This is a genomic window from Microbacterium sp. K36 (assembly GCF_004794355.1).
Classification (GTDB): domain Bacteria; phylum Actinomycetota; class Actinomycetes; order Actinomycetales; family Microbacteriaceae; genus Microbacterium; species Microbacterium paraoxydans_D.
The window spans coordinates 30771-55769 of the sequence record NZ_SSDN01000068.1; the positions used below are offsets into that span (position 1 = coordinate 30771).

18 protein-coding genes and 1 pseudogene are annotated in these 24999 nt (G+C 70.5%); 10 read left to right on the forward strand and 9 right to left on the reverse strand.

All coding sequences use genetic code 11. The annotated features are described in order from the left end of the window. Window positions 1-8 precede the first annotated feature (8 nt). From DW296_RS07155 to DW296_RS07185, 7 genes are all read right to left on the reverse strand, one after another. Window positions 9-1028: an ABC transporter ATP-binding protein gene (locus DW296_RS07155; RefSeq protein ID WP_136051672.1), complete on the reverse strand. Its 1020-nt coding sequence runs from the start codon at window positions 1026-1028 to the stop codon at window positions 9-11. Then, on the reverse strand, window positions 1025-2947 hold the full coding sequence (locus tag DW296_RS07160; RefSeq protein WP_205807881.1) for a dipeptide/oligopeptide/nickel ABC transporter permease/ATP-binding protein: 1923 nt from the start codon (window positions 2945-2947) through the stop codon (window positions 1025-1027). Before DW296_RS07160 ends, DW296_RS07155 begins: the two co-directional genes overlap by 4 nt. Further along, complete coding sequence (locus tag DW296_RS07165) at window positions 2944-3942, reverse strand: ABC transporter permease (protein ID WP_136051673.1); 999 nt, start codon at window positions 3940-3942, stop codon at window positions 2944-2946. Before DW296_RS07165 ends, DW296_RS07160 begins: the two co-directional genes overlap by 4 nt. A 12-nt stretch (window positions 3943-3954) precedes the next feature. Then, entirely contained in the window at window positions 3955-5544 is a 1590-nt protein-coding gene (locus DW296_RS07170; RefSeq protein ID WP_205807886.1) for an ABC transporter substrate-binding protein, read from the reverse strand. Window positions 5545-5628: 84 nt separating this feature from the next. Continuing rightward, on the reverse strand, window positions 5629-6552 hold the full coding sequence (locus tag DW296_RS07175) for a serine hydrolase (protein ID WP_136051675.1): 924 nt from the start codon (window positions 6550-6552) through the stop codon (window positions 5629-5631). Next, complete coding sequence (locus tag DW296_RS07180; RefSeq protein ID WP_136051676.1) at window positions 6549-7937, reverse strand: serine hydrolase domain-containing protein; 1389 nt, start codon at window positions 7935-7937, stop codon at window positions 6549-6551. Before DW296_RS07180 ends, DW296_RS07175 begins: the two co-directional genes overlap by 4 nt. A 151-nt stretch (window positions 7938-8088) precedes the next feature. Beyond that, window positions 8089-9573: an amidohydrolase family protein gene (locus DW296_RS07185; protein WP_136051677.1), complete on the reverse strand. Its 1485-nt coding sequence runs from the start codon at window positions 9571-9573 to the stop codon at window positions 8089-8091. Window positions 9574-9740: 167 nt separating this feature from the next. Here DW296_RS07185 and DW296_RS07190 point away from each other — a divergent pair, with 167 nt between their 5' ends. The 4 genes from DW296_RS07190 to DW296_RS07205 all read left to right on the forward strand — a co-directional run bounded on the left by DW296_RS07190 (window position 9741) and on the right by DW296_RS07205 (window position 14973). After that, the gene (locus DW296_RS07190; protein ID WP_082750126.1) at window positions 9741-10754 is read left to right on the forward strand and encodes a LacI family DNA-binding transcriptional regulator; all 1014 of its coding nucleotides are present in this window, start codon (window positions 9741-9743) and stop codon (window positions 10752-10754) included. 132 nt (window positions 10755-10886) lie between these two features. Beyond that, on the forward strand, window positions 10887-12428 hold the full coding sequence (mmsA, locus tag DW296_RS07195) for a multiple monosaccharide ABC transporter ATP-binding protein (protein ID WP_136051725.1): 1542 nt from the start codon (window positions 10887-10889) through the stop codon (window positions 12426-12428). Then, window positions 12425-13795 (forward strand): multiple monosaccharide ABC transporter permease, encoded by a 1371-nt coding sequence (gene mmsB / locus DW296_RS07200; RefSeq protein ID WP_025105620.1) that lies wholly within the window; start codon window positions 12425-12427, stop codon window positions 13793-13795. The genes mmsA and mmsB overlap by 4 nt, the downstream gene beginning before the upstream one ends. Before the next feature lie 59 nt (window positions 13796-13854). After that, window positions 13855-14973 carry a substrate-binding domain-containing protein gene (locus tag DW296_RS07205; protein ID WP_136051678.1) on the forward strand — a complete coding sequence of 373 codons (1119 nt, stop codon included), beginning with the start codon at window positions 13855-13857 and terminating at the stop codon, window positions 14971-14973. A gap of 114 nt (window positions 14974-15087) precedes the next feature. Here DW296_RS07205 and DW296_RS07210 read toward each other — a convergent pair. Together DW296_RS07210 and DW296_RS07215 are read right to left on the reverse strand one after the other, a co-directional pair. Then, a pseudogene (locus DW296_RS07210) lies at window positions 15088-15994 on the reverse strand (MFS transporter). A 259-nt stretch (window positions 15995-16253) separates the two neighbouring features. Then, complete coding sequence (locus DW296_RS07215; protein ID WP_136051679.1) at window positions 16254-17612, reverse strand: HNH endonuclease signature motif containing protein; 1359 nt, start codon at window positions 17610-17612, stop codon at window positions 16254-16256. Window positions 17613-17714: 102 nt separating this feature from the next. Here DW296_RS07215 and DW296_RS07220 point away from each other — a divergent pair, with 102 nt between their 5' ends. The 6 genes from DW296_RS07220 (at window position 17715) to DW296_RS07245 (ending at window position 24995) form a co-directional block, all read left to right on the forward strand. Beyond that, on the forward strand, window positions 17715-18479 hold the full coding sequence (locus DW296_RS07220) for an alpha/beta fold hydrolase (protein WP_136051680.1): 765 nt from the start codon (window positions 17715-17717) through the stop codon (window positions 18477-18479). 42 nt (window positions 18480-18521) lie between these two features. After that, on the forward strand, window positions 18522-20366 hold the full coding sequence (locus DW296_RS07225) for an ABC-F family ATP-binding cassette domain-containing protein (protein WP_136051681.1): 1845 nt from the start codon (window positions 18522-18524) through the stop codon (window positions 20364-20366). Window positions 20367-20405: 39 nt separating this feature from the next. Then, window positions 20406-22184 (forward strand): Na+/H+ antiporter, encoded by a 1779-nt coding sequence (locus DW296_RS07230; protein WP_136051682.1) that lies wholly within the window; start codon window positions 20406-20408, stop codon window positions 22182-22184. A 99-nt stretch (window positions 22185-22283) separates the two neighbouring features. Then, window positions 22284-23186, forward strand: a complete 903-nt coding sequence (locus DW296_RS07235; RefSeq protein ID WP_060921471.1) for a MetQ/NlpA family ABC transporter substrate-binding protein — start codon at window positions 22284-22286, stop codon at window positions 23184-23186. Window positions 23187-23292: 106 nt separating this feature from the next. Next, window positions 23293-24336 carry a methionine ABC transporter ATP-binding protein gene (locus DW296_RS07240; RefSeq protein WP_025105628.1) on the forward strand — a complete coding sequence of 348 codons (1044 nt, stop codon included), beginning with the start codon at window positions 23293-23295 and terminating at the stop codon, window positions 24334-24336. Continuing rightward, window positions 24336-24995 carry a methionine ABC transporter permease gene (locus DW296_RS07245; protein ID WP_025105629.1) on the forward strand — a complete coding sequence of 220 codons (660 nt, stop codon included), beginning with the start codon at window positions 24336-24338 and terminating at the stop codon, window positions 24993-24995. The genes DW296_RS07240 and DW296_RS07245 overlap by 1 nt, the downstream gene beginning before the upstream one ends. Window positions 24996-24999: the final 4 nt, after the last annotated feature.

The window sequence follows — 24999 nt, forward strand, 5'->3', positions numbered from 1 at the left end:
TCCGATGGTCAGTTCAGCGTGTCGGCTGCGGTCGCCGGCGGTGTTGTGGCGGTGACCGAAAGCAGGACCGCGCTTTGGGGCGGCGGCACAGATCCGGCGAAATGGCAGGCGGCTCCGACCGGTCCGGTGGGGCGCGCCGGCTCGGAGAGCACGCAGATCTGCCGGTCGGGGCGGGCGACGGGACCGATGGGGCACCGCGGGTGGAAGCGGCAGCCGGAGGGCGGCGCGTGCGGGTCGGCGGGTTCCACGGCGACCGGAGCGACCGGGTCGACCGCCAGCAGGTCGCCGTGGCGGGTGGGTGCCGCCTGCAGGAGCTCCCGCGTGTAGGGATGCTGCGGATCCGCGAGCACCTGCGCGGTGGGGCCGACCTCGACGATCCGCCCGAGGTACATGACCGCGATGTGGTCGCTGAGGTAGCGGACGACGGAGAGGTTGTGCGAGATGAAGAGCATCGTCAGATCGAGCTCGGCCCGCAGCTCCCGGACGAGGTTGAGCACGGAGCCCTGCACGGACACGTCGAGAGCGGAGGTGATCTCGTCGGCGATGACGACCTCGGGGCGGGCCGCCAGAGCCCTGGCGAGCGCGATCCGCTGCCGCTGCCCGCCGGAGAGGGCCGCGGGGAGGGCCTCGGCCCGGTCGGCGTCGAGGCTCACGAGGTCGAGCAGGCGGGCGACCTCGGCGCGGCGGGCTCGGCCCCCGCGCAGGTCGCGAGGGAGCGCCTCGGCGATCGACTCGCCGATGGTCATCCGCGGGTCGAGCGAGGAGAACGGATCCTGGAACACCATCTGGATGGGGCGACGGCGACGGAAGGAGCGCACGTCCGCGCCGTCGAGCGTGATGGCGCCCTCGCTGATCGGGGCGAGGCCGATGGCGGCGCGCGCGAGGGTCGACTTGCCCGAGCCCGATTCGCCGACCAGGCCCACGACGGAACCGGAGGGCACGGTCAGCGTCGCATCGTCCACGGCCGTCAGCCCGGACCGGTGCGATCCGTACCGCACGCTCACGTGCTCGAAGCGCAGTGCGCTCATCGGACGGCCTCCTCTTCACGGACCGGCGCGGGCGTCGCCGTCACGGGGTGCCAGCAGGCCACGCGGCGCCCGGCGTCGTCGGCGACGAGCGCGGGGTCCTTCTCGCGGCAGACGGCGGTCGCGAGCGGGCAGCGGTCGGCGTAGGCGCAGCCGACGGGGAAGGCGCCCGGCGCCGGTGGGCGTCCGGGGATCGTCCGCAGCGGCAGGGACCGGTCGGTGTCGAGCTCGGGGACGACCTCCAGCAGCGCACGCGTGTACGGGTGCCGTGCGGCGCTGTGCAGGTCGGCGGCGGGGAGGTCCTCGACGATGCGGCCGGCGTACATCACGAGCACGCGGTCGCAGGTCTGGGAGACGACGGCGATGTCGTGGCTGATGAGGAGGATGGCCGCGTCGGTGTCGCGGCGCACGCGGTCGAGCAGCTGCAGCACCTGCCGCTGCACGGTGACGTCGAGGGCTGTCGTCGGCTCGTCGGCGATGATGAGCTTCGGGTGGTTCATCAGCCCCATCGCGATCATGGCGCGCTGCCGCATCCCGCCGGAGAACTCATGCGGGTACTGGTGGGCGCGGCGGGCCGCAGCGGGCACCCGCACGGACTGCAGGCGCTCGACCGCGCGCTCCCTGGCGGCCCGGCGGGTGATGTCCTGGTGCTCGGACGCGGCTTCGGCGAGCTGCGCGCCGATCCGGCGGGTGGGATTGAACGACGTCATCGGATCCTGGAACACCATCGCCAGCGAGGTCCCCAGCAACGGTTGCAGCGCCCGTTCCGACGTGGTGAGCACCGGGACGCCGCAGAAGTCGAGGCGGGCGGCGGACACATGTCCCGGCTGTTCGATGAGCCGAGCCGCAGCGAGCGCCGTGAGGCTCTTCCCGGATCCGGACTCTCCGACCACGCCGATCGCCTCGCCACGGCCGACGGCGAAGGACACCCCGCGGACGGGCGTGACCCAGCCGGCAGGCGTGGGGAAGGAGACGCGCAGGTCGTCGACGAGGAGCACCACGTCGTCGCCGTCGACCTGCGCGGGCACGGTGCCGGCGTCGCGCGGGGCGGGCTGCGCGACGGCGGGAAGCCGGTGGCGGCGGCGTCCGGAGCGTCCGCCCAGCGCCGCGGCGGCGGTCTCGCCCAGGAGGTTGAAGGCGAGTCCGGCGATGATCACGGCCACGGCGGGGCCGAGCGCCGCCGCGGGGTTGAGGTAGATGCGGTTCAGGCCCTCGCCGAGCAGGCGGCCCCAGTCGTACTCCGGTACCTGCACGCCGAGCCCGAGGAACGACAGCCCGGCGAACGCGAGCAGCGCGGACCCCGCGGCCACGGTGGCGTTGACGATGAGCGGTTCGCCGATGTTCGGCAGGATGTGCCGGAACAGGATGCGGAACCGGGAGACGCCGGCGACCTGGGCCGCCGCGATGAAGTCACGTCCGGCGATCGCGGCGGAGAGGGTCTGGGTCAGACGCGCGAACTGCGGTGCCATGGCCAGTCCGATCGCGAGCACGGATCCGGTGGTGCCGACGCCGAAGATCACGGCGAAGAAGAGCGCGAGCAGGAGTCCGGGGAAGGCGACGGCGATGTTCACGAAACCGGCGATCGGGCGTCCGGCCCACCGCGGGAGGACCGAGGGGGCCATGCCGAGCAGCGATCCGGCGATCACGCCGATGAGGACGGCGATCACGGCGAGGACCACGGAGAGGCGGGTGGCCACCAGCACCCGCGCCAGCACGTCTCGACCGAGGGTGTCGGTGCCCAGCAGGTGGGCGGCGCTGGGGCCCTGGGTGACGGCGGTCGGGTCGACCTGCTCGGCCTGCGGGCCCCAGATGACGGGCCCGAGGATCGCGGTGAGCGCGACGAGGACCATGAGGACGAGCGCGGTGGCCCCGAGCGGGGACCGGACGATCGCCGACCAGGCGTTGCGGGTGGGCGCCATCATGCCTCCCTGATGGTGGAGCGCGGATCGAGGAGGGCGAGGACCACGTCGATGACGAGGTTCACCAGGAGCACGCCGATGCCGTAGACGAGCACGATGCCCTGCACGACCGAGTAGTCCTTGGTGAGGATGGACTGCACGATCATGGTGCCGAGCCCCGGCCAGGCGAAGACGTTCTCCACGAGGACGGTGCCGGCGACCATGCCCGTCAGCAGCAGGCCGGTGAGGGTGAGGGTGGCGGTCATGGCGTTGGGGACCGCGTGCCGGGAGTAGATGCGGCGCGGGGCGAGCCGCTTGGCGCGGGCGGTGCGGATGAAGTCCTGCCCGAGCACCGAGAGCACCTCGACCCGGATGATGCGGGAGAACACGGCGATCGGCCCGATCGCGAGGGCCAGCACCGGGAGCACGAGGGCGAACGGCGCGGTGTTGCCGGCGACCGGGAACCATCCGAGGGAGACGGCGAAGACATAGACGAGGCCGACCGCGAGCAGGAACTCGGGGATCGCGGCGAGGATCACCGTGATCGTGGCGAAACCCAGCTCCAGGCCGCGGCGCCGGCCGCCGCGGGTGGCCACGGCCATCGTGACCCCGAGCGGCACCGAGATCAGCAGCACCAGGAGCACCGCGAGGAGCGCGAGCTGGAGCGTGGCGGGGAGCCGGGTCGCGATGAGCTCGGAGACCGGCTGGCTCGTGATCATCGAGGTGCCCATATCGCCCGTGAACAGTCCGCCGATGTAACGCACGTACTGCACGAGCAGCGGCTGGTCGAGACCGAGGGCCGCCCGGCGGGACTCGACGAGCTCGGCCGGGGCGTTCATCCCCAAGGCCGCCCGCACCGGGTCGCCGGGGACGAGATGGATCATCAGGAAGGCCGCCGTGACCAGCACCCACACCGCGAGGACGAACTGCCCTCCGCGCCGGACCAGGAAGGACACCCAGGGGCTGTCCGACCGGGCGGATCTGATCAGGATCGCCTGCGTGGCGGTGGTGCTGGCCATCGGCTGCCTCCGTTACTCGAACATCCGGATCGACGTCGGGTCGATGCCGTCGCCCTCGGTGAACTCCGCCTTGTGGGCGAAGGTCGAGCGCAGGATGTTCGCATAGGGCACCACGCTGGTCGTCTCGAAGAGGGCGACCTCGGCCGCGCTCCAGTCGTCGCAGCCGTCGGTGCCGGCCTTCTCCGACGCGGCGGTGACCGCGGCGGTGTAGTCGGGGTTGTCGATGCCGGCGAAGTTCGTGCCGTTCGGCGGGGTGGGCCCGGAGTAGAACGGCACGAGCATGCTCGGCAGGGACACCGTCAGCGGGGCGGCGGAGATGTCCCAGTCGCCCGTCGAGAACAGCACCTCGCTCAGCGTGGGCGAGTCGACCGCGGTGACGGAGATGTCGACTCCGAGGTCCTTCCAGGCCGACTGGGCGAGCTCCGCCGCCGCGTTGCCGGCGTCGCCCAGCTGCGAGGAGTAGATCATCTTCAGCGTGAGCGGCTCCCCGTCCTTGGCGCGGACGCCATCGGGGCCGGCGGTCCACCCTGCCTCGTCCAGAGCCGCGGCCGCGGCGTCGACGTCCGTCGCCGGCAGGTGCCCGGAGACGGTGTCGGCGCGGCACGGGTTGGGCGAGACCGTGACGAGCCCGGTCGGCACGGTGGCCTTGCCGCTGCCGATGACCTGTCGCAGCTGCTCCAGATCGACGGCCTGCATGAGCGCCTCGCGGACGGCCGGGTCGGCGGTCGGTCGACCGTCGGCCTGGTTGAACGTGAAGGAGCCGCCGGGCGTCTGGACATCGGTGTGGAAGAGTCCGGCCTCCTCCATGCGCGTGCTGTCCGGGCCGATCACCAGAGCCGCGTTGACCTCGCCGGAGAGGAGGAGGTTGGCGGCGGTCGTCTCGTTCGGGATCACCCGGAAGACCACGGTGTCCGGCAGGCCCTTCTGCTCCGGATCCCAGTCGCCGGGGCCCCAGGTGAAGTCGTCGCGACGCGTGAGCGTGTACTGGCTGTTGGGGACGATCTCGGTCATCGTGAACATGCCGGTCGAGCCTTCGCCCTTGGCCAGCGCATCCGGGTCGTCGATCACGGTGCCGCACACGATCGAGATGCTGCCCACGTTCTCCAGAAGGAACGAGTCGGGGCGGCCGCTGGTGACGGTGACCGTGCCGGCGGCGTCGTCTCCGACGGCCGAGGTGCCGGGCTGCACCTGGAGGCCGATGAGGGGAGAGCCGTTCGCGGGGTCGCCGATGTGGGTGATGTTCGCGGCCACGTCGGTCGCGGTGAGCGGCGTGCCGTCCTCGCAGGTGACGCCGTCGCGCAAGGTGAAGGTCGCCGTGGTGGTGTCGGACTCCCAGTCCTCGGCGAGACCCGCCACGATGCTGCCGTCCTCGAGGACCTCCACGAGACGGGCGTACAGGAATCGGTCGACGGAGCGGGCGACGGACATCACGGTCACGAACGGATCCAGGCTTCCGGGATCGGTCGAGATCACCGAGGTGAACGTCTTGCCGTCGGCAAGGACGCCCTCCCCGGCGTCGCCGGGAGCGGCGCCGCCGGCGCACGATGTCAGGGCGAGCGCCGTGGCGCCGAGCAGGGCGAGCAGCGGGGTACGGGAACGCATCAGGAGCCTCCAGCGGTGTTCGGGCGGTGCGGGTCGGGTCGTGCGGATCGGTGGTGCGAGGGGGTGGTACGGGGGTGGTGCGGTTCAGGAGCCGTGGATCGGGCTCGGGGTCGCCGCGCGCAGGTGCTCGACGGCGGCGTACGCGGCGGCGCCGATGGACGCGTCGACGCGCGGCTGCCGGTCGGCGAGCGAGGCCGCGCGGGTGAACACGGCGACGGCGTACTGCCGACCGTCCGGGTAGGTCACCACCCCGGCCTCGTTGCGCCAGGTGGGCAGCGTCCCGGTCTTCGCTGCGATCTGCACGCCGGAGGGGAAGGCGGACGAGAGCCGGTGCGGCCAGATCTGTCTGGCCATGATGTCGCGCGCCTGCCGGCAGGCCGTCGCGGGGGCGGCGCGGTCGCTCCACAGGGAGTCGAGCAGCGTCGTGACCTCGCGGGGGGTCGAGCGCGTGGTCCGCTCCGGATCGAGCGCGTCGAGGGCGAGCACCTGGTCCGCCGACGCACCGCCCAGCAGAGCGTCCAGGGCGCTGTCCGCGGTGCCGCCGAGACCGGAGACGACGGAGGCGAACAGGTCCTCGCAGCAGCCGATGAGGTGCGTGCGGTGCAGGCCGAGATCGGTGATCACCCTGTCCACGGCCGCGGCGCCGAGGCGGTGGTAGAGGACGTCGGTGGCGGCGTTGTCGCTCATCGACATCATGTTCAGAGCGAGGTCGCGCCAGCTCACCTCGGTGTCGTCGGCGAATCCGGCCGTGCCGACACCGCCGATGCGGTAGCGGGCGGTGACGGTGGTGCGCTCTCGCCCGTCGAGCTCGCCCGCCTCGACCGCACGGACGAACGCCGTCAGCACGAGGATCTTGAACACCGATGCGAGCACGACCGGCTCGTCGGCGCCGATCGCGACCTCCGGTCCGTCGTCGACGCCGATCTCCCGCGCGTGCAGGAAGCCGACGGCGCCGGCATCGCCGAAAATCTCCGAGATCCCGGGAGCTGTCGTCGCCGCGATCGTCATGCGTCCACCCGACGGTCGGCCCGGCCCGTGTGCAGGTACAGTGCGCGACCCGTGCCGTCGTCGCCCACGAAGGCGTGCGGCATGCGGATGCCGTTCTGTGCCTCGCGGGGAAGGAGGGTGTCGCCCGCCCAGCCGACGAGCTCCACCGGTTCGGGGGCCGGACCCAGCTCCGCGAAGATGCCCTTCATGGTGCGCTCGAGCCACACGCGACCGTCGTCGTCGACGCGCACGGTCGAGTCGGAGACCGAGGACGAATAGGTCCCGAGGATCCGGTCCAGGTCGACCTCCACGGGGGAGTCCGGGAGGGAGGGCAGCGCCGGCATGCGCACGCCGGCGAGAGCGGCGAGGACCCGCGAGGTGATCGCGTGGTAGACGTCGACGGCGTGTCCGCCGTTGGTGAGCACGGCGACGGCGACACCCGCGCCCGGCACCATGCGGAGGAACGCGTTCTGGCCGATCGTGCCGCCGTCGTGGCCGATGACGGGCCCGCCTGCCCAGTCGAAGAGCTCCCAGCCGAGGCCCCAGGCGTCGCCCATCAGCCCGAGGTCCGGCAGCTCGACCTGACGTTCCTGCATGGCCTGCACGCTCTCCGTCGAGAGCACACGGGTGCCGTCCGCGGCGACGCCGCCGTCCAGATGCATCCGGGCGTACGTCACGAGGTCGCGCGCCGTCATCGCGAGCATCGATCCGGCAGGGGCGTTGGAGCGCACGAGGCTCCACACGGGTGCCGGGACCGGCTCGTTGCCGTCCTCGGACGGGAGATGACCGAGTGCGGCGCGGAACATGATCGCCTCCGCCGCGGAGGTGGCGAGATGGGTGAGCCCGAGCGGTGTCGCCAGATGCGTGCGCAACGCCTGGTCGAAGGACGTCCCGCGCAGCACCTCGACGATCCGGCCGAGCACCACGAAGGCGGCGTTGTTGTACGAGAAGCGCTCGCCGGGTGCGAACAGCTGCGGGGCATCCGCGATCGTGGCGAGGTACTTCTCCACGGCGTCGTCGCCCACCCCGGTGTCGTTGAACAGGTCGCCCTCGAATCCGCTCACATGGCTGAGGAGCTGGCGCGGCGTGATGGCGCTCGCCGCGGCCTCGTCGGCGATCGCGAACGCCGGGACGACATCGCGCACCGGCGCATCGAGGTCCAGCAGACCCTCGTCGACGAGCTGCATGATGAGCGTCGCCGTCCAGGTCTTGGTGATGGACCCGATCTGGAAGACCGAGTCCTCGTCGGCTTCGACCCCGGTGTTGCGGTTCAGGATGCCGGCGGCGGCGGTGACGATCTCGCCGTCGGACAGGACCGCGACGGATGCCGCGGGGACGTGCGCGTCGGCGAGCAGCGCGGGCAGGTTCTCCCGCACCCAGCTGCCGATTTCGTTCAGTTCGGACACGTGCGCTCCTCTTCGTCGAGTCGGCCGTCGCCACAGAGGGGGACGGCGATGCGCCGAGACTATTGGCGGGCTCCGGTTCGTCGTTGGTGCCCGGCGACGAGATGTGCGCCGCCCTTGGTGCCGCCGGACGAAGAGCTCGGCGCTCGAGGCGTCAGGCGTCGCCGCGCACGGCACGTCCCGGCAGGGCGTCGGGCACGATGTCGCCGTCCCGCACCACCGCCGTGCCGTGCACGAGCAGGTGCCGGACGCCCCGTGACGGGCGGGTCGGGTCGGCGTAGCTGGCGCGATCGGTCACGGCGTCCGGGTCGAGGATCACCAGGTCGGCGTCGGCGCCCACGCCCAGGTGGCCCTTCCGTCGCATCCCGGAGGCGACCTCGTCCAGCACGCGGGCGGGGAGGGTGGAGCAGCGGCGGAAGGCCTCCAGCCAGCTCCACTCCCCGCTCTCCCGCACCATCAGGCGCAGCGACTTGAGGAACGTGCCGGCGGTGCGCGGATGCGTGTGCCCACCGGGCGGGAGCGGCCACTCCCGCTGCTCGTACACGGAGGAGCCGTCGGGCTGCGTCCACGACACCGGCATGGCGTCGCTCGCGACGATCGCGTCCGGGTAGGCCAGCGCGCGGTGGAGGTGGGCGCGGTCGAAGGGGTCCGCCTCGTCGAGGAAGGTGACGATGCAGGTGGCGCCGGGATCGGAGGCGCGGAGCTCGCGCAGCCGGGTCTCGTCGGCGATCCGCTCGCCCGTCTCCACGAGGAGGAGCGACTGCGGCGTGATGCCGAGGCCGGGGAGCTTCTCCGGCGCGAGGAAGAACGCCCCGATGGCGGTGCTCCCCGCGCCGTACGGATAGGCCTCGACGGTCACCCGGGAGCCGGCGGCCCGACTGCGGTCGAGGAGCGCGAGCACCCGGTCGACGTGGCGGAGCGAGGTGCTGTTCACGTGGCAGTGGTGCATGGCGGCCCCGGTCTCGCCCGCAGCCCGGACGAGCTCCTCCGACCCGTCGATCGGGGTCCGCGGATCGGCCTCGATCAGTTCGCGGACATGGGTGAAGGTCGGGGCGTGTGCGGCGGCGGCGATCCGGGCGAGGGCCAGGTACTCGTCTGGGTCGGATCGCGGGGCGTAGCCCATCAGCACGCCGATGCCGAGAGCTCCGGCGGACAGCTCGTCCTCCAGGAGGTGCAGCCAGCGGCGACGCTCGACGGGAGAGGAGGACCGCTGCCACTCGCTCAGGCCGAGCAGGTCCATCGACGCGGTGAAGTCGGCGACCGGCACGCGGCCGAGGTGAGCGAGGGCTCGAGCCTGCGCCCAGGAGGCGGAGAACCCGTAGTTCAGGGGACGTCCGTCCGCGGCGGCGCGCGCGAAGGCCTCCGCGATCGGCATGAGTCCGGCTTCGAGGTCGAGTGCGGTGGTCACTCCGTCCATCGCCTGGAGCCGCTGACCGGCGATCGAGTGCACGTGGCTGTGCAGGTCGACGAAGCCGGGACCGACGATCGCCCCGTCCGCCTCGATCACGTCGGCGCCGCCGGGCGCGGCGAGATCCCGCCCGATGGCCCGCACACGCCCGTCGGCGATCAGCAGGTCGGCGACCCGGTCCGTCTCGGTCATCGGGTCGATCACGCGCCCGCCGCGCACCAGGGTGTCCACCCCGACACCCTCGCACGCTCCGTGCCGCGCGTCCCGTGCGGTCGGACGAAACCGGGGCGTGCATCCGGTGCGCTCCCACGAACTCCGGTGCGCCGTCGAGGTGCACGGGGCATCACCGGCAGACATAATGAAGTAGTCATGTGACCGTGCACACGCGAGGAGGCTGGATGTCCACCTCCTCCGAGCGTGCCCGTATGCCGAGCATCCGAGACGTCGCCCGTCTCGCCGGCGTCTCACATCAGACCGTCTCCCGGGTGCTCAACGATCACCCCAGCATCCGCCCGGAGACCAAGGCGAAGGTGCTCGACGCGATCGCCGTGCTCGACTACCGTCCCAATCTCGCGGCGCGCGCGCTCGTGACGAGCAAGTCGAACATGCTCGGCATCCTCTCGGCGACGATCGGGGAGTTCGGGCCGACGTCGTCGATCGCCGGCATCGAGGACGCGGCGCGCGAGGAGGGGTACTCGGTCTCCACGCTCAACCTCCCCGCGACCACGCCGGAGGCGATCGGCAACGCCGTGCGCCAGCTCGAGCGCGAGCAGGTGGACGGCATCGTCGTGCTCGCCCCGCAGGTGCGCGTCTTCCATGTCCTGCGCGGCATGAACGTCACCATGCCCTTCGTGACCCTGCAGACCGCCTCGGGGTCGGACGGCGTCAGCCTCTCCGCCGACCAGGTGGCGGGGGCGAAGGCGGCGACCGAACACCTGATCGCGCTGGGGCACAGCGACATCCTCCATCTCGCCGGGCCGCAGGATTGGATCGAGGCGGAGTCCCGGATGCGCGGGTATCTGGATGCGCTCCGCGACGCCGACCTGCCCACGTTCCCGCCGATCCGCGGGGACTGGACGGCCGACTTCGGCTACTTCGCCGGCAAGGAGCTCTCGCTGCGGCGCGACTTCACGGCGGTGTTCGCGGCCAACGACCTCATGGCCATCGGGCTGCTGCACGGGTTCCGCGACGCCGGGGTGCGCGTGCCGCACGACGTGAGCGTGATCGGGTTCGACGACATCCCGGTCGCGGCGCATGTGGCGCCGACGCTGAGCACGGTGCACCAGGACTTCCCCGAGCTCGGCCGACGTGCCGTGCGCATCCTCCTCGCCGAGATCCGGGGCGAGAAGGCCCCCGCGTTCGGCCCGCTGCAGACCCTCCTGCGGGCGCGCGAATCCGCTGCATCACGGTAGCGACACGAAAACACGCCGCGGACTTGACACCGCTCCCGCGGAAGACGACGATATACCGATGTGAACGGTCACATCGAAGGTGACCGCACGTCGCGAGGAAGATCCGTGAGCACCACAGCAACGTTGCCGACCGTGTCAGGCCCGATCCTGGAGATGCGCCGCATCACCAAGGAGTTCCCGGGAGTCAAGGCGCTCGCCGACGTCTCGATCACCGTCCGCGCCGGCGAGATCCACGCGATCTGCGGCGAGAACGGCGCCGGGAAGTCGACGCTGATGAAGGTCCTCTCGGGGGTGTACCCCTACGGCACGTACGACGGCGAGATCCTCCTGTACGGCCAGGAGCAGCGCTTCAAGGACATCGCGGCCAGCGAGCAGGCGGGCATCGTCATCATCCACCAGGAGCTCGCGCTCATCCCCGAGCTGTCCGTCACCGAGAACATCTTCCTCGGCAACGAGATCCGCCGCTTCGGGCGCATCGACTGGCAGGCGCAGAAGGAGCGCACGATCGAGCTGCTCGCCCGCGTCGGCCTGGACGAGGACCCGGACGTGCCGATCAAGACCCTCGGCGTCGGCAAGCAGCAGCTCATCGAGATCGCCAAGGCGCTGAACAAGGACGTCAAGCTGCTCATCCTCGACGAGCCCACCGCCGCGCTCAACGAGAACGACTCGCAGCACCTCCTCGACCTGATCCTCGGGCTCAAGGCCAAGGGCATCGCGTCGATCATGATCAGCCACAAGCTCAACGAGATCGAGCAGATCGCCGACGAGATCACGATCATCCGCGACGGCCGCACGGTGGAGACGCTGGACATCTCCCGCGGCGAGATCAATGAGGACCGCATCATCCGCGGCATGGTCGGCCGGTCGCTGGAGAGCCGCTACCCGGACCGCACGCCGGAGATCGGCGAGGTGTTCTTCGAGGTCAAGGACTGGTGGGTGCAGCACCCGACCGTCCCGGAGCGCATGGTCGTGAAGGGGTCGAGCATCGACGTCCGCCGCGGCGAGGTGGTGGGTATCGCCGGCCTCATGGGCGCCGGCCGCACCGAGCTGGCGATGAGCATCTTCGGCCGCTCCTACGGCACGTTCCTCTCCGGCACGCTCGTCAAGGACGGCCAGGAGATCGAGCTCCCCGACGTCGCCGCCGCGATCAAGCACGGCCTCGCGTACGTGAGCGAGGACCGCAAGGTGCTCGGGCTCAACCTGCTCGACACCATCAAGCGGTCCATCGTCGCGGCGAAGCTCTCCAAGATCGCGCACAACGGCGTCGTCGACTCCCGCGAGGAGTTCTCGGTGGCGGAGCGCTACCGCAAGGCGCTGCGCATCAAGACCCCGTCGGTCGAGGAGGGCGTCGGCAAGCTCTCCGGAGGCAACCAGCAGAAGGTCGTGCTGGCGAAGTGGATGTTCACGGACCCCGACCTGCTGATCCTCGACGAGCCCACCCGCGGCATCGACGTCGGCGCCAAGTACGAGATCTACGCGATCATCAACGAGCTCGCCGCGCAGGGCAAGGGCGTGATCGTGATCTCCAGCGAGCTGCCCGAGCTGCTCGGCATCTCCGACCGCATCTACACCGTGTTCGAAGGCCGGGTCACCGACTGCATCCCGGCCGACCAGGCGACCCCCGAAGACCTCATGCGCAGCATGACCTCCGCGACCCAGAAAGCATCCGCATGACCACCGACTCGACCACCGCGAAGCGCGGCTTCCACTTCAAGGACATCACGAAGATGTTCGGGGGAGGGCAGTCGACCCTCCGTCAGTTCGGCATCCTCGGCAGCCTCGTCGTCATCCTCGTCGTCTTCCAGGTGCTGACGTGGATCTTCAAGGGCACCGGCCTCACGCTGTCCTCCGGCAACCTGATCAACGTCGTCAACCAGTACTCGTACATCCTGATCCTGGCGATCGGCATGGTGATGGTCATCATCATGGGGCACATCGACCTCTCGGTCGGATCCGTCGCCGCGTTCACGGGCATCGTCGTGGCGAAGGCCATGCAGGACTGGAACCTCCCCTGGCCGCTGGGCATCCTCCTCGGTCTCGGTGTCGGCGTGCTCGTCGGCGCCTGGCAGGGGTTCTGGGTCGCCTACGTCGGGGTGCCGGCGTTCATCGTGACGCTGGCCGGCATGCTGTTCTTCCGCGGTGCGAACCAGGCGGTGGGCGACTCGCAGTCGGTGCCCGTGCCGGAGGGCTTCAAGATCATCGGCGCCGGCTACCTGCCGGAGATCGCCCTGCCGCTTCCGTTCAACATCCCGACCATGCTGCTGGCGCTCGCCGGCGTCGCATGGATCGTGTTCTGGGAGATCCGCACCCGGCGCATCCAGCGCAAGATGGGCTCCGACATGGCGCCGCTGTGGGTGAGCGTGACGAAGGTCGTCCTCATCTCGGCCGTCATCCTCGTCGCCGGCTGGCTGTTCGCCACCGGGCGCGAGGGCACGAGCTTCCCGATCTCGGGCGTCATCCTCCTCGCTCTCGTCATCCTCTACTCGTTCATCACGAACAACACCGTCTTCGGCCGTCACATCTACGCGGTCGGCGGCAACCGCCAGGCGGCGCGCCTCTCGGGCGTGAAGGACCGCTGGGTCGACTTCTTCGTGATGATGAACATGTCGGTCCTGGCCTCGCTCGCCGGCATGATCTACGTCGCCAGGGCGACCGCCTCGGGTCCGCAGGACGGCAACGGGTGGGAGCTCGACGCGATCGCCTCCGTCTTCATCGGCGGCGCGGCCGTCTCCGGCGGCATCGGCACGGTGATCGGGTCGATCATCGGTGGTCTCGTGATGGCGTTCCTGAACAACGGACTCGCGCTGCTCGGCGCCGGTGCCGACGTCGTCTCGATGATCAAGGGCCTCGTGCTCCTCTTCGCCGTCGGCGTCGACGTGTGGAACAAGCAGCAGGGCCGTCCGTCGATCATCGGGTTCCTCACGCGCCGTCTCGGCCGCAAGCAGGATCCGGCCACCGACACGTTCGATCCCACGAAGACGAACTACCCCACCAGTCAGAAGTACGAAGCCCCCGCCGTCGAGGAGACGCGCGGAAAGTAAGGGCCGCGTCGCGCAACGCAGGCGCGACGGGACCTGCACACACCAGAGAAAGAGATCACATGAAGAAGATCCTTCTGTCGGCGACAGCGCTCGTCGTCGCGGGCGCATTCGCCCTCACCGGCTGCTCCTCGGAGCGCGGCGGTGACTCGGGTTCGGGGTCGGGCGATGAGGCCGCCTCGGGCTTCGACGCCGGCTCCACGATCGGTGTCGCGCTGCCGGACAAGACCTCGGAGAACTGGGTCCTGGCCGGTCAGCTGTTCACCGACGGTCTCGAAGAGGCCGGCTTCAAGGCGGACGTGCAGTACGCGCCCGCCAGCAACACGGTCGCCGAGCAGCAGAACCAGATCCAGGCGATGGTCACCGGTGGCGCCAAGGTCATCATCATCGGCGCCAAGGACGGCAAGCAGCTCACCACCCAGGTGGAGGCCGCGCGCGACGCCGGTGTCGCGGTCATCGCCTACGACCGTCTCATCGAGAACACCGACGCCGTGGACTACTACGTCGCCTTCGACAACTTCGAGGTCGGCAAGCTCCAGGGCCAGGCGCTGCTCGACGGCCTCGCCGAGCGCGCGGGTCACGAGGCGCCGTACAACATCGAGCTGTTCTCGGGCTCGCCGGACGACGCCAACTCGGCGGTGTTCTTCAACGGGGCGATGGAGGTGCTGCAGCCGAAGATCGACGACGGCACGCTGAACGTCGTCTCCGGGCAGACCGAGATCTCCCAGACGGCGACCGAGGGCTGGAAGCCGGAGAACGCGCAGCGTCGCATGGACTCGATCCTCACGTCGAGCTACGGCTCGGAGACGCTCGACGGCGTCCTGTCCCCGAACGACACCCTCGCCCGCGCCATCATCACCTCGGCGCAGCAGGCCGGCAAGCCCGTCCCGGTGGTCACCGGACAGGACTCCGAGGTCGAGTCGGTGAAGTCGATCATGGAGGGCGTCCAGTACTCCACGATCAACAAGGACACCGCGCTGCTCGTGGAGCAGGCCATCAAGATGGTCGGTCAGCTCCAGAAGGGCGACGAGGTCGACGTCAACGACACCGACCAGTACGACAACGGCAAGAAGGTCGTCCCGGCCTACCTCCTGCCGCCGGTCATCGTGACCAAGGAGAACGCGGCCGAGGCGTACGCCAACGTCCCGAGCCTCCTCGAGATCGTGAAGTCGTACGAGTAAGGACGAGTGAGACCGTCCCCGTTCCCCGCGAACGACGGACAACGCAACGACGAGCCGTCCGGACCTTCGGGTCCGGGCGGCTCGTCGCCGTTGCGGCGCGTCCCCGTCCTGTCTTCAGTCGACCGGCCCCCATCGCCGCGTCGCCAGGGCGAGGAGGAGCGCCGCCATCGTCAGGGCGGCCGCGAGCGCGACGGGGGAGAGCGGACCCGCTCCGCTCGCGAGGATCCACGCTCCCGACGGCGGCCCGATCACGGCGCCGATGTTCAAGGCCGCGGTGGCGTAGGACCCTCCCATCGTCGGGGCGCCGGACGCGGCGTTCAGCACGCGGGCGATCAGCGTGCTGCCGACCGCGAAAGGTCCCCGCGTTCACCAGCGCTGCCAGGCTCATCGCGACGGCGAGACGCGGTGTCACCAGAAGCGCGAGCTCCGTGCGCAGAGACGGCGCGGGCCCGGGGAACGGTGTCGGAGCCGGCGCCGTCCCTGGCGCCGACCGGGGTCGGACGTGCGCCGTGCCCCGGATCGTCGTCGGCACGCCGCGGAGGATTCCGAGCAGTGCGGGGAGACAGAGGAGTGCGACGGCGGCGAAGGGGGCGCGCCAGCTCAGCGCGGCGCCGAGCACCGCCCCCGCCGGGACGCCGACCACGGTGGCGATCGTCGTGCCGGAGAGCAGCACCGCGAGAGTGCGGCCGGTGCGTTCGGCGGGGACGAGGAGAGCGACCGTGCGGAGTGCGACGGCGAGGAAGCCGGCGTTCGCGAGGGCGCTGAGCACGCGCGTCACGAGCAGGAGCTCGAATGCGGAAGCAGCCGCGCCGACGACGTGGCATACGGCGAAGAGCGTGAGGCAGGCGATGAGCGTGCGACGTGGGGGCCAGCCGCGCGCGAAGGCGGCCAGGGCGGGGGCGCCCACGACCATGCCGACGGCGAAGCCCGAGGTGAGAAGCCCGGCCGTGCCGACCGGGACGTCGAGGTCGTCCGCGATCGCGGGGAGGAGTCCCGCGAGCATGAACTCTGAGGTGCCCATGACGAAGACTGACAGGGCAAGGGCATAGAGGGGAGAGGCATCGAGTGCTCCGAGGTGAGAGGGAAGAGGAATGCTTCTCGTCACCACGGTCAGCGCCCGGGTCACCGGCGCGCGCCCGTCGAAAGGGCGGACGAAGGGATCAGCGGTTCACGGGGCTGACGGTGTGACCGGCAGCCCCCGACCTGTCTGATTCGGGACTCGACATGCCCTCCACCCTACGGCTGACCGGTGTGCCTGCGTGAACGTCGTGCCTGCGGGATCAGTCGGAGCCGGCCCGCGCGCCGACGACAGACCACGGAGGTTCCTCGGCGAAGGTCACGGTGTGCGGAGGCGGCGGTCGGTCGATGTAGGTCCGGCCGGTGGGACTCGTCCACTCCAGAACGCCGCCCCGCCCCTGCTCGACGTGCCACGGGGAGTGGTGTTTGAGCATGTGATGTCGTCGGCAGAAGGTCGCGAGGTTGTCGTGCACGGTCTCGCCGCCGAGCGCCGCATCGTGATTGTGATCGAGGTCGCACTTCCGCGGCGCGAGGCCGCAGCCGGGGAAGCGGCAGCGTTGATCGCGGGCCCGCAGGTGTCGGCGGAGGTCTTCGCTCGGGCGATACCGGTCGACGGCCAGCAGCGCCCCGCTGATCGGGTGGGTGAGCACCCGATCCCATCCGCTGGCGGCACCGGCCAGTCGGCGGGCCGTGGCCGGATCGATCGGGATCATCCCGTCCAGCTCGGCGGCGAGGATCGGAGTGCCGTCCATCGTCCCTCCCTGCTCGCCGTGCATCAGCTCGCCGTGCATCAACGTCAGCACCGGCACGGTGACCTCGACGCGCGCACGAAGCTCGGAGAGCAGTCCTTCCTCCGAGTCATGCCCCGCCGGAGCGCCTGTCAGGACGAGATCGGCGAGCAGGTCTGTGCGCAGCTGATCGACCGTCCTGTCGTCGAGGATGCTCTCCTCCGCCTCCGGGCACCGCGCCCGCACGTTCTCCTCCCGCACGGCATGCGCCATCTGGGAGAGCCGGTCGTACATCCCGTGCACGAGGGCCGCAGGGCCGCGGGCGCCGAGCTCGGCCATGCCGTCCTCGAGATCGGTCACCCAGACGCGGCGCAGCTCCCTGGCGTCACGATGTCGCTCGACGAGGGGCCGCTCCTGGAACCGGTCGGCCAGTCGGCGCACGAGTCGGCGTATCCGGTTCGGAGATTCCGCAGCGGCCACCTCGATCGCCTCCGCCGCGAAACGCGAACGATCGTCGGTGTCGTCGAGGTGCGCCCCCGCCTCCACGATCACGCGTGCGTGTGCGGCGCTGACGCGCCCGGCGCCCTGGGCCTCCCAGACGGCGGGGAACCGTTCGACCAGCCAGGACGCATCGGACATCCGCCGCTCGATGGTGCGGTCGCTGACGCGCTGTGCGGCCCCGATCTCCGCGGCGACGGTGCGGATCGCCATGTCTGCGCCATCCGGATGACGCGCCTGTCGGGCGATGTCGACCGCCAGCCGCCCCGCCATCGCGAGCAGTCCGTCGCGGGCCGCCTGCATGCTGCTCAGCGTCTTCTCCGCCGCTTCCAGCCCCTCCACCAGATCGGCGAGAATCGCCATCTGGGAGTCGGTCGCGTCGAGCAGTGCGGGCATGACGTCAGTCCATCACCGACCACCGACATTCGAACGAAGATTCGAAGGAATCTGGCCGAAAGTCGTATCACGAAAGGATAACGACCGTGGTTGACTGGCTCCGTGCTCCTGAACGTCATCGAAGCCGGGGAGGGCGACCGCGTCGCCGTGCTGCTGCACGGCATGATGGGGTCCGCCGAGAGCTGGCACCGCGTGGTCCCGCTGCTCGTGGAACGCGGCTTCCGCGTGCTCGCGCTCGATCTGCCCGGCCACGGCCTCTCGCCGCGTGATCCGGAGCTCACGATCGAGACGGCGGCCGACGCCGTCGTCGCCACGCTCGCGCAGACAGCTGTCCTTCCGGGGGCAGGGTCCGCCGCGGGGGACGGGGCCGCCGCCCCGCCCGCCGTCGCCGTCGGGCACTCCTTCGGCGCCACCGTGCTCGCCGCCGCCGCGCCTCGCCTCGACCCGGGCCTCGCGGTCTACGTCGACGCACCGCTCGCCCTCCAGGGCGGCCACGATCGTGCCGCCCTCGTGTCGCAGTACGAGCACGACCGCCGCACCCGCATGTCGCCCGCCGAGCTCCGCAAGCTCCGGCCCTTCTACTCCGTCGACGACGCCACGGTCGAGGCGCGGGCGGCCGAGCGCTTCGATCCGCCGACCGCGGCCTCCGTCTCCTGCGGGGAGGACGGTCATTGGACCGCCGCCCCCGGCTCCATCGTCGTCCGCGCGGAACCCAGTGCCTGGGTCACCGACGAGGACGCGCGACGGTTCGAGCACGGCGGCGTGACCGTGCGCAGCATCCCCGGAGCCGCCCACACCGTCTGGTACAGCCACTTCGAGGTCTTCACCGCCGCGTTGCCCGAGCTCTTCGCCCCGTCGCTGGTCTGATCGGGCGACCGCCCGACGCGGCGCGACTACCCTGGAGAGGACATGGCACATCTTCTCGGGGCCGAAGCCCTGCACCTCGAATACCCGACCCGCGTCGTCTTCGACGCCGTGACCCTCGGCATCGAGGAGGGCGACCGCATCGGCATCGTCGGCCGCAACGGCGACGGCAAGTCGAGTCTCCTGGCCATGCTCGCCGGCCGGAAGGAACCGGACTCCGGCCGGGTGACCGTTCGCGGCGGCACCCGCATCGGCGTGCTGGACCAGGCCGACACCCTCCCCGACGACATCACGATCGGGGCCGCCGTCGTCGGCGACATGGCCGAGCACGAATGGGCCGGAGACGCCCGCGTCCGCGACGTGATCGAGGGGCTGCTGACCGATCTTCCCTGGGACGCGCGGATCGGCTCCCTCTCCGGCGGTCAGCGCCGCCGCGTGTCGCTCGCGAAGCTGCTCACCGGGGACTGGGACGTCATCGCTCTCGACGAGCCGACCAACCACCTCGACGTCGAGGCGATCACCTGGCTCGCCGGGCACCTCAAGAAGCGCTGGCCCGCGAACGCCGGTGCCCTCCTCGTCGTGACCCACGACCGGTGGTTCCTCGACGAGATCTGCACCGAGACGTGGGAGGTGCACGACCGCATCGTGGAGCCCTTCGAGGGCGGCTATGCGGCGTACATCCTGCAGCGGGTCGAGCGCGACCGCATGGCGGCGGCGACCGAGGCGAAGCGGCAGAACCTCGCCCGCAAGGAGCTCGCCTGGCTGCGCCGCGGTGCCCCGGCCCGCACCAGCAAACCCAAGTTCCGCATCGATGCGGCCAACGAGCTCATCGCCGACGTGCCCGAGATCCGCGACAAGGTCTCGCTGCAGTCGCTCGCCGTCTCGCGGCTGGGCAAGGACGTCGTCGATCTGCTCGATGTGGGGGTGACGTACCCTTCGACAAGCTCAGGGACCCAGACAAGCTCGGGGGCCGGCGGGAAGACCGTGCTCAAGGACGTGGAGTGGCGGATCGCCCCGGGGGAGCGCACGGGCATCCTCGGCGTGAACGGCGCCGGGAAGTCCACGCTCCTGGGGCTCATCTCCGGTACGGTCGAGCCCACCGAGGGGCGGATCAAGCGCGGGAAGACCGTGCAGGTGCGTACGCTCACGCAGCGCCTCGACGAACTCCTGCCCCACTGGAACGACCCCGTGCGCGTGGTCATCTCCGGTCTGCGCACCTCGTACACGCTCGGTGCCGGGTCGAAGGCGCAGGACCTCACGCCAGGACAGCTCCTGGAGCGGCTCGGGTTCTCCTCCGCCCAGCTCTCGACTCCGGTGAAGGATCTCTCCGGCGGCCAGCAGCGCCGGTTGCAGCTGCTGCTCGTGCTGCTCGACCAGCCGAACGTGCTCATCCTCGACGAGCCCACGAACGACATGGACACCGACATGCTCGCCGCGATCGAGGACCTCCTCGACTCCTGGTCGGGCACCCTCCTCGTCGTGAGCCACGACCGGTACTTCCTGGAGCGGGTGACCGATCAGCAGTACGCGATCCTTCCCGGTCCGGACGGCGCGGGGCGCCTGCGCCATCTCCCGGGCGGCGTCGACGAGTACCTTCGTCTGCGGCAGCGCGTCGAGAGCGCCTCGACGACCTCGACGGCGGCATCGGCCCCCGCAGCGAGCGGTCTCGACGGCGCGGCTCTCCGGGCGGCGCAGAAGGAAGCCACCGCCCTCGAGCGTCGCATCCAGAAGCTCACGCAGCAGGTCGACGCGGCCAAGCACGCCCTCGCCGACCACGACCAGTCCGACTATGCGGGCCTCGGCGAGCGGATGAAGGCGATCACGGCGCAGGAGGCCGAGATCGAGGAGCTGGAGCTGCGCTGGTTCGAACTCACGGAGCAGATCGGCTGACGGAGGAATATCCTTCTCCCACGACTGTTGGGAGTAGCGATGGAAGGCCTCGAAGTAACCGTCCTGCTCGGACTCACGATTCTCGTCGGAACCCTGATCGCCCCGCGCGTGCGTCTCGCGCTGCCCCTCGTCCTCGTCATCCTCGGACTGGCGCTGGGATTCATCCCGCCGCTGCGCGAGGTCCAGCTGCCGCCGGAGACCGTGCTGCTGCTGTTCCTGCCGGTGATGCTGTTCTGGGAGAGCCTCACGACATCGCTGCGGTCGATCCGCCGCGACTTCCGCTACATCGTGCCGATGAGCACGCTCCTCGTCGTCGCCTCCGCGTTCGCGGTGGCCGGCATCGGCGTGCTGTTCGGCATGCCCTGGGAGATCGCGCTCATCCTCGGGGCCGCGGTCGCACCGCCCGACGCCACGGCCGTCGCCGCCCTCGGCCGGCTGCTGCCGCGCCGGATGTTCATGAAGCTCAAGGCCGAGAGCCTGACCAACGACGGCACCGCGCTCGTGCTCTACGCCATCGCGGTGTCCCTCGCGCTGGGCGGCCAGGTCACGCCGCTCTCGGTCACCTGGGACGTGCTGGTGTCGTACGTGGGCGGGATCGCCGCGGGGATCGTCGTCGCGGCCCTGGCCACGCTGCTGCTGCGCCGCATCTCCTCCACCATCGTCATCAACGTCACGCTGCTGCTCGTGCCGTTCTCCGCGTTCCTGCTCGCCGAGCTCGTGCACGCGTCGGGGGTGCTCGCCGTGGTCGTGGCCGGACTCATCGTCGCCTGGGTGTCGCCGCGCGTGACGACGGCGGCCTCGCGCCGACAGGCCGACGCGGCCTGGCCGTTCGGCGTCTTCCTGTTGAACGGGGCGCTGTTCGTGCTCATCGGCCTCGAGGTGCAGTTCGTCGCGCACGAGATCTCCGCCGCCGCCATCGGCCGCCTGGTGCTCGTGACGCTCGCCGTGTGGGCCACGCTCTTCGCCGTGCGGTACGTGTTCCAGCTCCTCAACGTGCTGTTCCAGCGCCGCCCGGCCGAACGCCCGCCGCGCGGCGCCCGCTCCCGCGCCCGGCTCGTGTCCACGGTCGCCGGCATGCGCGGCGCGGTGTCGCTGGCGATCGCGCTGTCGGTGCCGACCGGTGTCTCCGCAGGGAGCATGGTGGGCGGGCGTGACGAGATCGTCTTCGTGACCGCCGGGGTGATCTTGCTCAGCCTCCTCGTGCAGGCGCCTCTCCTTCCCGCGCTCGTGCGCTGGGCACGATTCCCGGTCGACCATGCCGAAGACGAGGAGTACGAGCTCGCCGAGCGGGCGATCTCGGGTGCGGCCCTGGCCGCGCTCGACGACCTCGCCGCGGAGCACGGCATCGGCCAGGAGGTGCGCGACCGGGTGCGTGCCGAGGGGTACCAGGCGCTGGAGTTCGCGAACGCCCGGACGCTCGCGCGGGAGCAGGCGCTCATCGACGCCGAGGCCGACGCGCTGGACGAGATGCTCGGCGAGCCCGATCCCTACGGCACCGGGGGAGAGGTGCGCCGTGACGAGGGCGAGGATGCGGGCGACGTGGCAGTGTCGGCAGGGACCGCCCCCGACCCCGAGGCGACGGACGGCACGACGCTGCAGATGATCGCGACCTCCGCCGACGTCGACCTCGCCCAGCGCTCGCCGCTCGTGCGGCACGAGGAGCACACCCGGCTCAAGCTCGCGCTGCTCGACCGCAAGCGCGAGGTGCTGCTCGGGCTCCGCGGCGCCGGCACCGTGGACGACATGGTGGTCCGCCGGATCTCCGCCCGTCTCGACCTGGAGCAGGTGCGTCTGCAGGGAATCGAAGAGTTCGACTGACCGGCCCGCGCGGCTGTGACGCCGTGTGACATCCCGATTCCGCGACAGCGCGCCCTCCTGCCTAACGTTGTCGAGTCCCGCCAGGAAGGAACCCTCATCATGTCCCGCCGCACCACCTCCGCCCTCGCCGCGCTCGCCGTGGTCCCGCTGTTCGTCGCCCTCGCCGGGTGCGCCACCTCGTCCGACGCGGGTTCCGGCGACGGCGGCTCCGAGAACGAGACCGTCAAGATCGGTGTCGTGGGGAAGGGCGACGCGCAGTGGGCGCCCTTCGTCGAGGCCGCCGCCGACGAGGGCATCACGGTCGAGCTCGTCGACTTCGGGTCCTACGAGCAGCCGAACCCGGCGCTGACCGAGGGGGAGATCGACCTCAACCAGTTCCAGCACATCGTGTACCTCGCGGAGTACAACAACGCCTCGGGTTCCGATCTCACGCCCATCGGCTCGACCGCCATCTACCCGCTCGGCCTGTACTCGACGAAGTACGACGACGTCGACGACATCAAGAAGGGCGACACGGTCGCGGTTCCCGACGACGCCTCGAACCAGGCACGCGCGCTCAACGTGCTGCAGCAGGCGGGCCTGCTCGAGCTCAAGAGCGGCGGCACGCCGTACTCCGACCTCGCCGACATCGATGCCGACAAGTCCAAGGTGAAGGTGACGGCCCTCGAGGGTGCGCTCATCCCGACCTCGCTCCCGGACGTCGCGGCCGCGATCATCAACAACGACTTCGTCGAGGACGCCGGACTGACGTTCGACGACGCGATCGCGCAGGACGACCCGGAGGACCCGAACGCCCTCCCGTACGTCAACATCTTCGCCGCGCGTGCGGAGGACGCGGACAACGAGACGTATCAGAAGCTCGTCGAGATCTTCCAGACGAACGAGGATGTGCAGGCGGGGCTGCTCGAGTCCTCCGGCGACACCGCGGTGGCGCTGCGTACCCCGGTCGAGGACCTCGTGGCCTCGCTGGAGAAGGTCCAGAAGGACGCCGAAGAGAAGTAACCGGACGCCGGGGTGTGATCCGCCCCCCGTTCGATGAGGGAGAATCGGGTGGCGCTTCGTGCGCCGCCCGATTCTCCGTTTCCCGAGAACCAGACCGGAGCACCACATGCCGATCGTCACCCTGACGAACGTCTCCAAGACCTACCCCTCCCGCAGCCAGGGCGATCGCGAGATCGTCGCCGTCGACGACGTCACCCTCTCCATCGACAAGGGCGACGTCTTCGGCATCATCGGATACTCCGGTGCGGGGAAGTCGACGCTCGTGCGTCTCATCAACGCGCTCGAGCCGGCCACCCGCGGCACCATCACGGTGGACGGCGTCGACATCACGGCGCTCAAGGAGAGCGAGCTGCGAGCCGTGCGCGGCGGCATCGGGATGATCTTCCAGCAGTTCAACCTGTTCTCGTCGCGCAGCGTCAAGGCCAACATCGCGTATCCGCTCAAGCTCGCCGGCTGGTCGAAGCCGGACATCGAGGCGCGCGTCGCCGAGCTGCTGTCGTTCGTGGGGCTCGCCGACAAGGCGAAGGCGTACCCGGAGCAGCTCTCCGGTGGACAGAAGCAGCGCGTCGGGATCGCCCGCGCGCTCGCCACCAAGCCCGCCATCCTCCTCGCGGATGAAGCGACGAGCGCGCTCGATCCGCAGACCACGCACGAGGTCCTCGATCTGCTCAAGCGCGTCAACGAGGAGCAGGGCGTCACGATCGTCGTCATCACCCACGAGATGGATGTGATCCAGACCATCGCCACCCGCGTCGCCGTCATGGAGAACGGGCGGGTCATCGAGCAGGGCGACGTCTTCGATGTCTTCTCGGCCCCGCGGAATCCGGCGTCTCAGCGGTTCGTCGGCACGGTGGTGAAGGGGGTGCCCTCGCCATCGGAACTCGCGGTGCTGCGGGACCGGCATACCGGACGCCTGGTGACCCTGTCGTTCCGCGACGGCGACTCGTCGCAGGCCCAGGTGTTCCTCGACCTCGCCTCGGCGGGTCTCGACTTCGAGCTCGTCTACGGCGGGATCAACGACATCCGGGGTCGTGCGTTCGGCCACCTCACGCTCGCAATCCGGGGTGACCGCGCGGCGATCGACAGGGCCCTGGCGCGTATCGCGGAGCGTGTCGAAGTCACCGTCATCGCCGGAGAGGAGGGTCGCTGATGGATCGTCTGAACGAACTGTGGCCGGAGTTCTGGCAGGCCGCGCTCGAGACCCTGTACATGACGTCGTTCGCGCTCGTGCTCGGCGGGATCCTCGGGCTGGCGGTGGGCGTCCTGCTGTACGTGACGCGCCCCGGCGGACTGATGCCGAACCGCGTCGTCTCCGGGCTCATCAACTTCGTGGTGAACTTCTTCCGACCGATCCCGTTCGTCATCTTCATGGCGGTGGCGCAGCCGTTCGCGCGCCTGGTCGTCGGCAGCGGCATCGGCACCACCGCCGGAGCCTTCATCATCGGTCTCGCGGCGGCGTTCGCGATCGGCCGCATCGTCGAGCAGCATCTCGTCTCCGTATCGCCGGGCGTGATCGAGGCGGCGCGGGCGATGGGCGCCGGGCCGTGGCGGATCCTCTTCACCGTCGCGATCCCCGAGTCGCTCGGCCCCCTCATCCTCGGTTACACCTTCATCGTCGTCGCGCTCATCGACATGACCGCGATGGCGGGACTCATCGGCGGCGGCGGGCTCGGGGCCTTCGCGCAGATCTACGGTTTCCGGCAGTTCGAGCCGCTCGTGATGTGGGCGGCGATCATCCTCATCGTGGTGTTCGTCCACCTCGTGCAGCTTCTCGGCACCCGGCTCGCGCGGAAGGTCATGCGCCGCTGAGGTT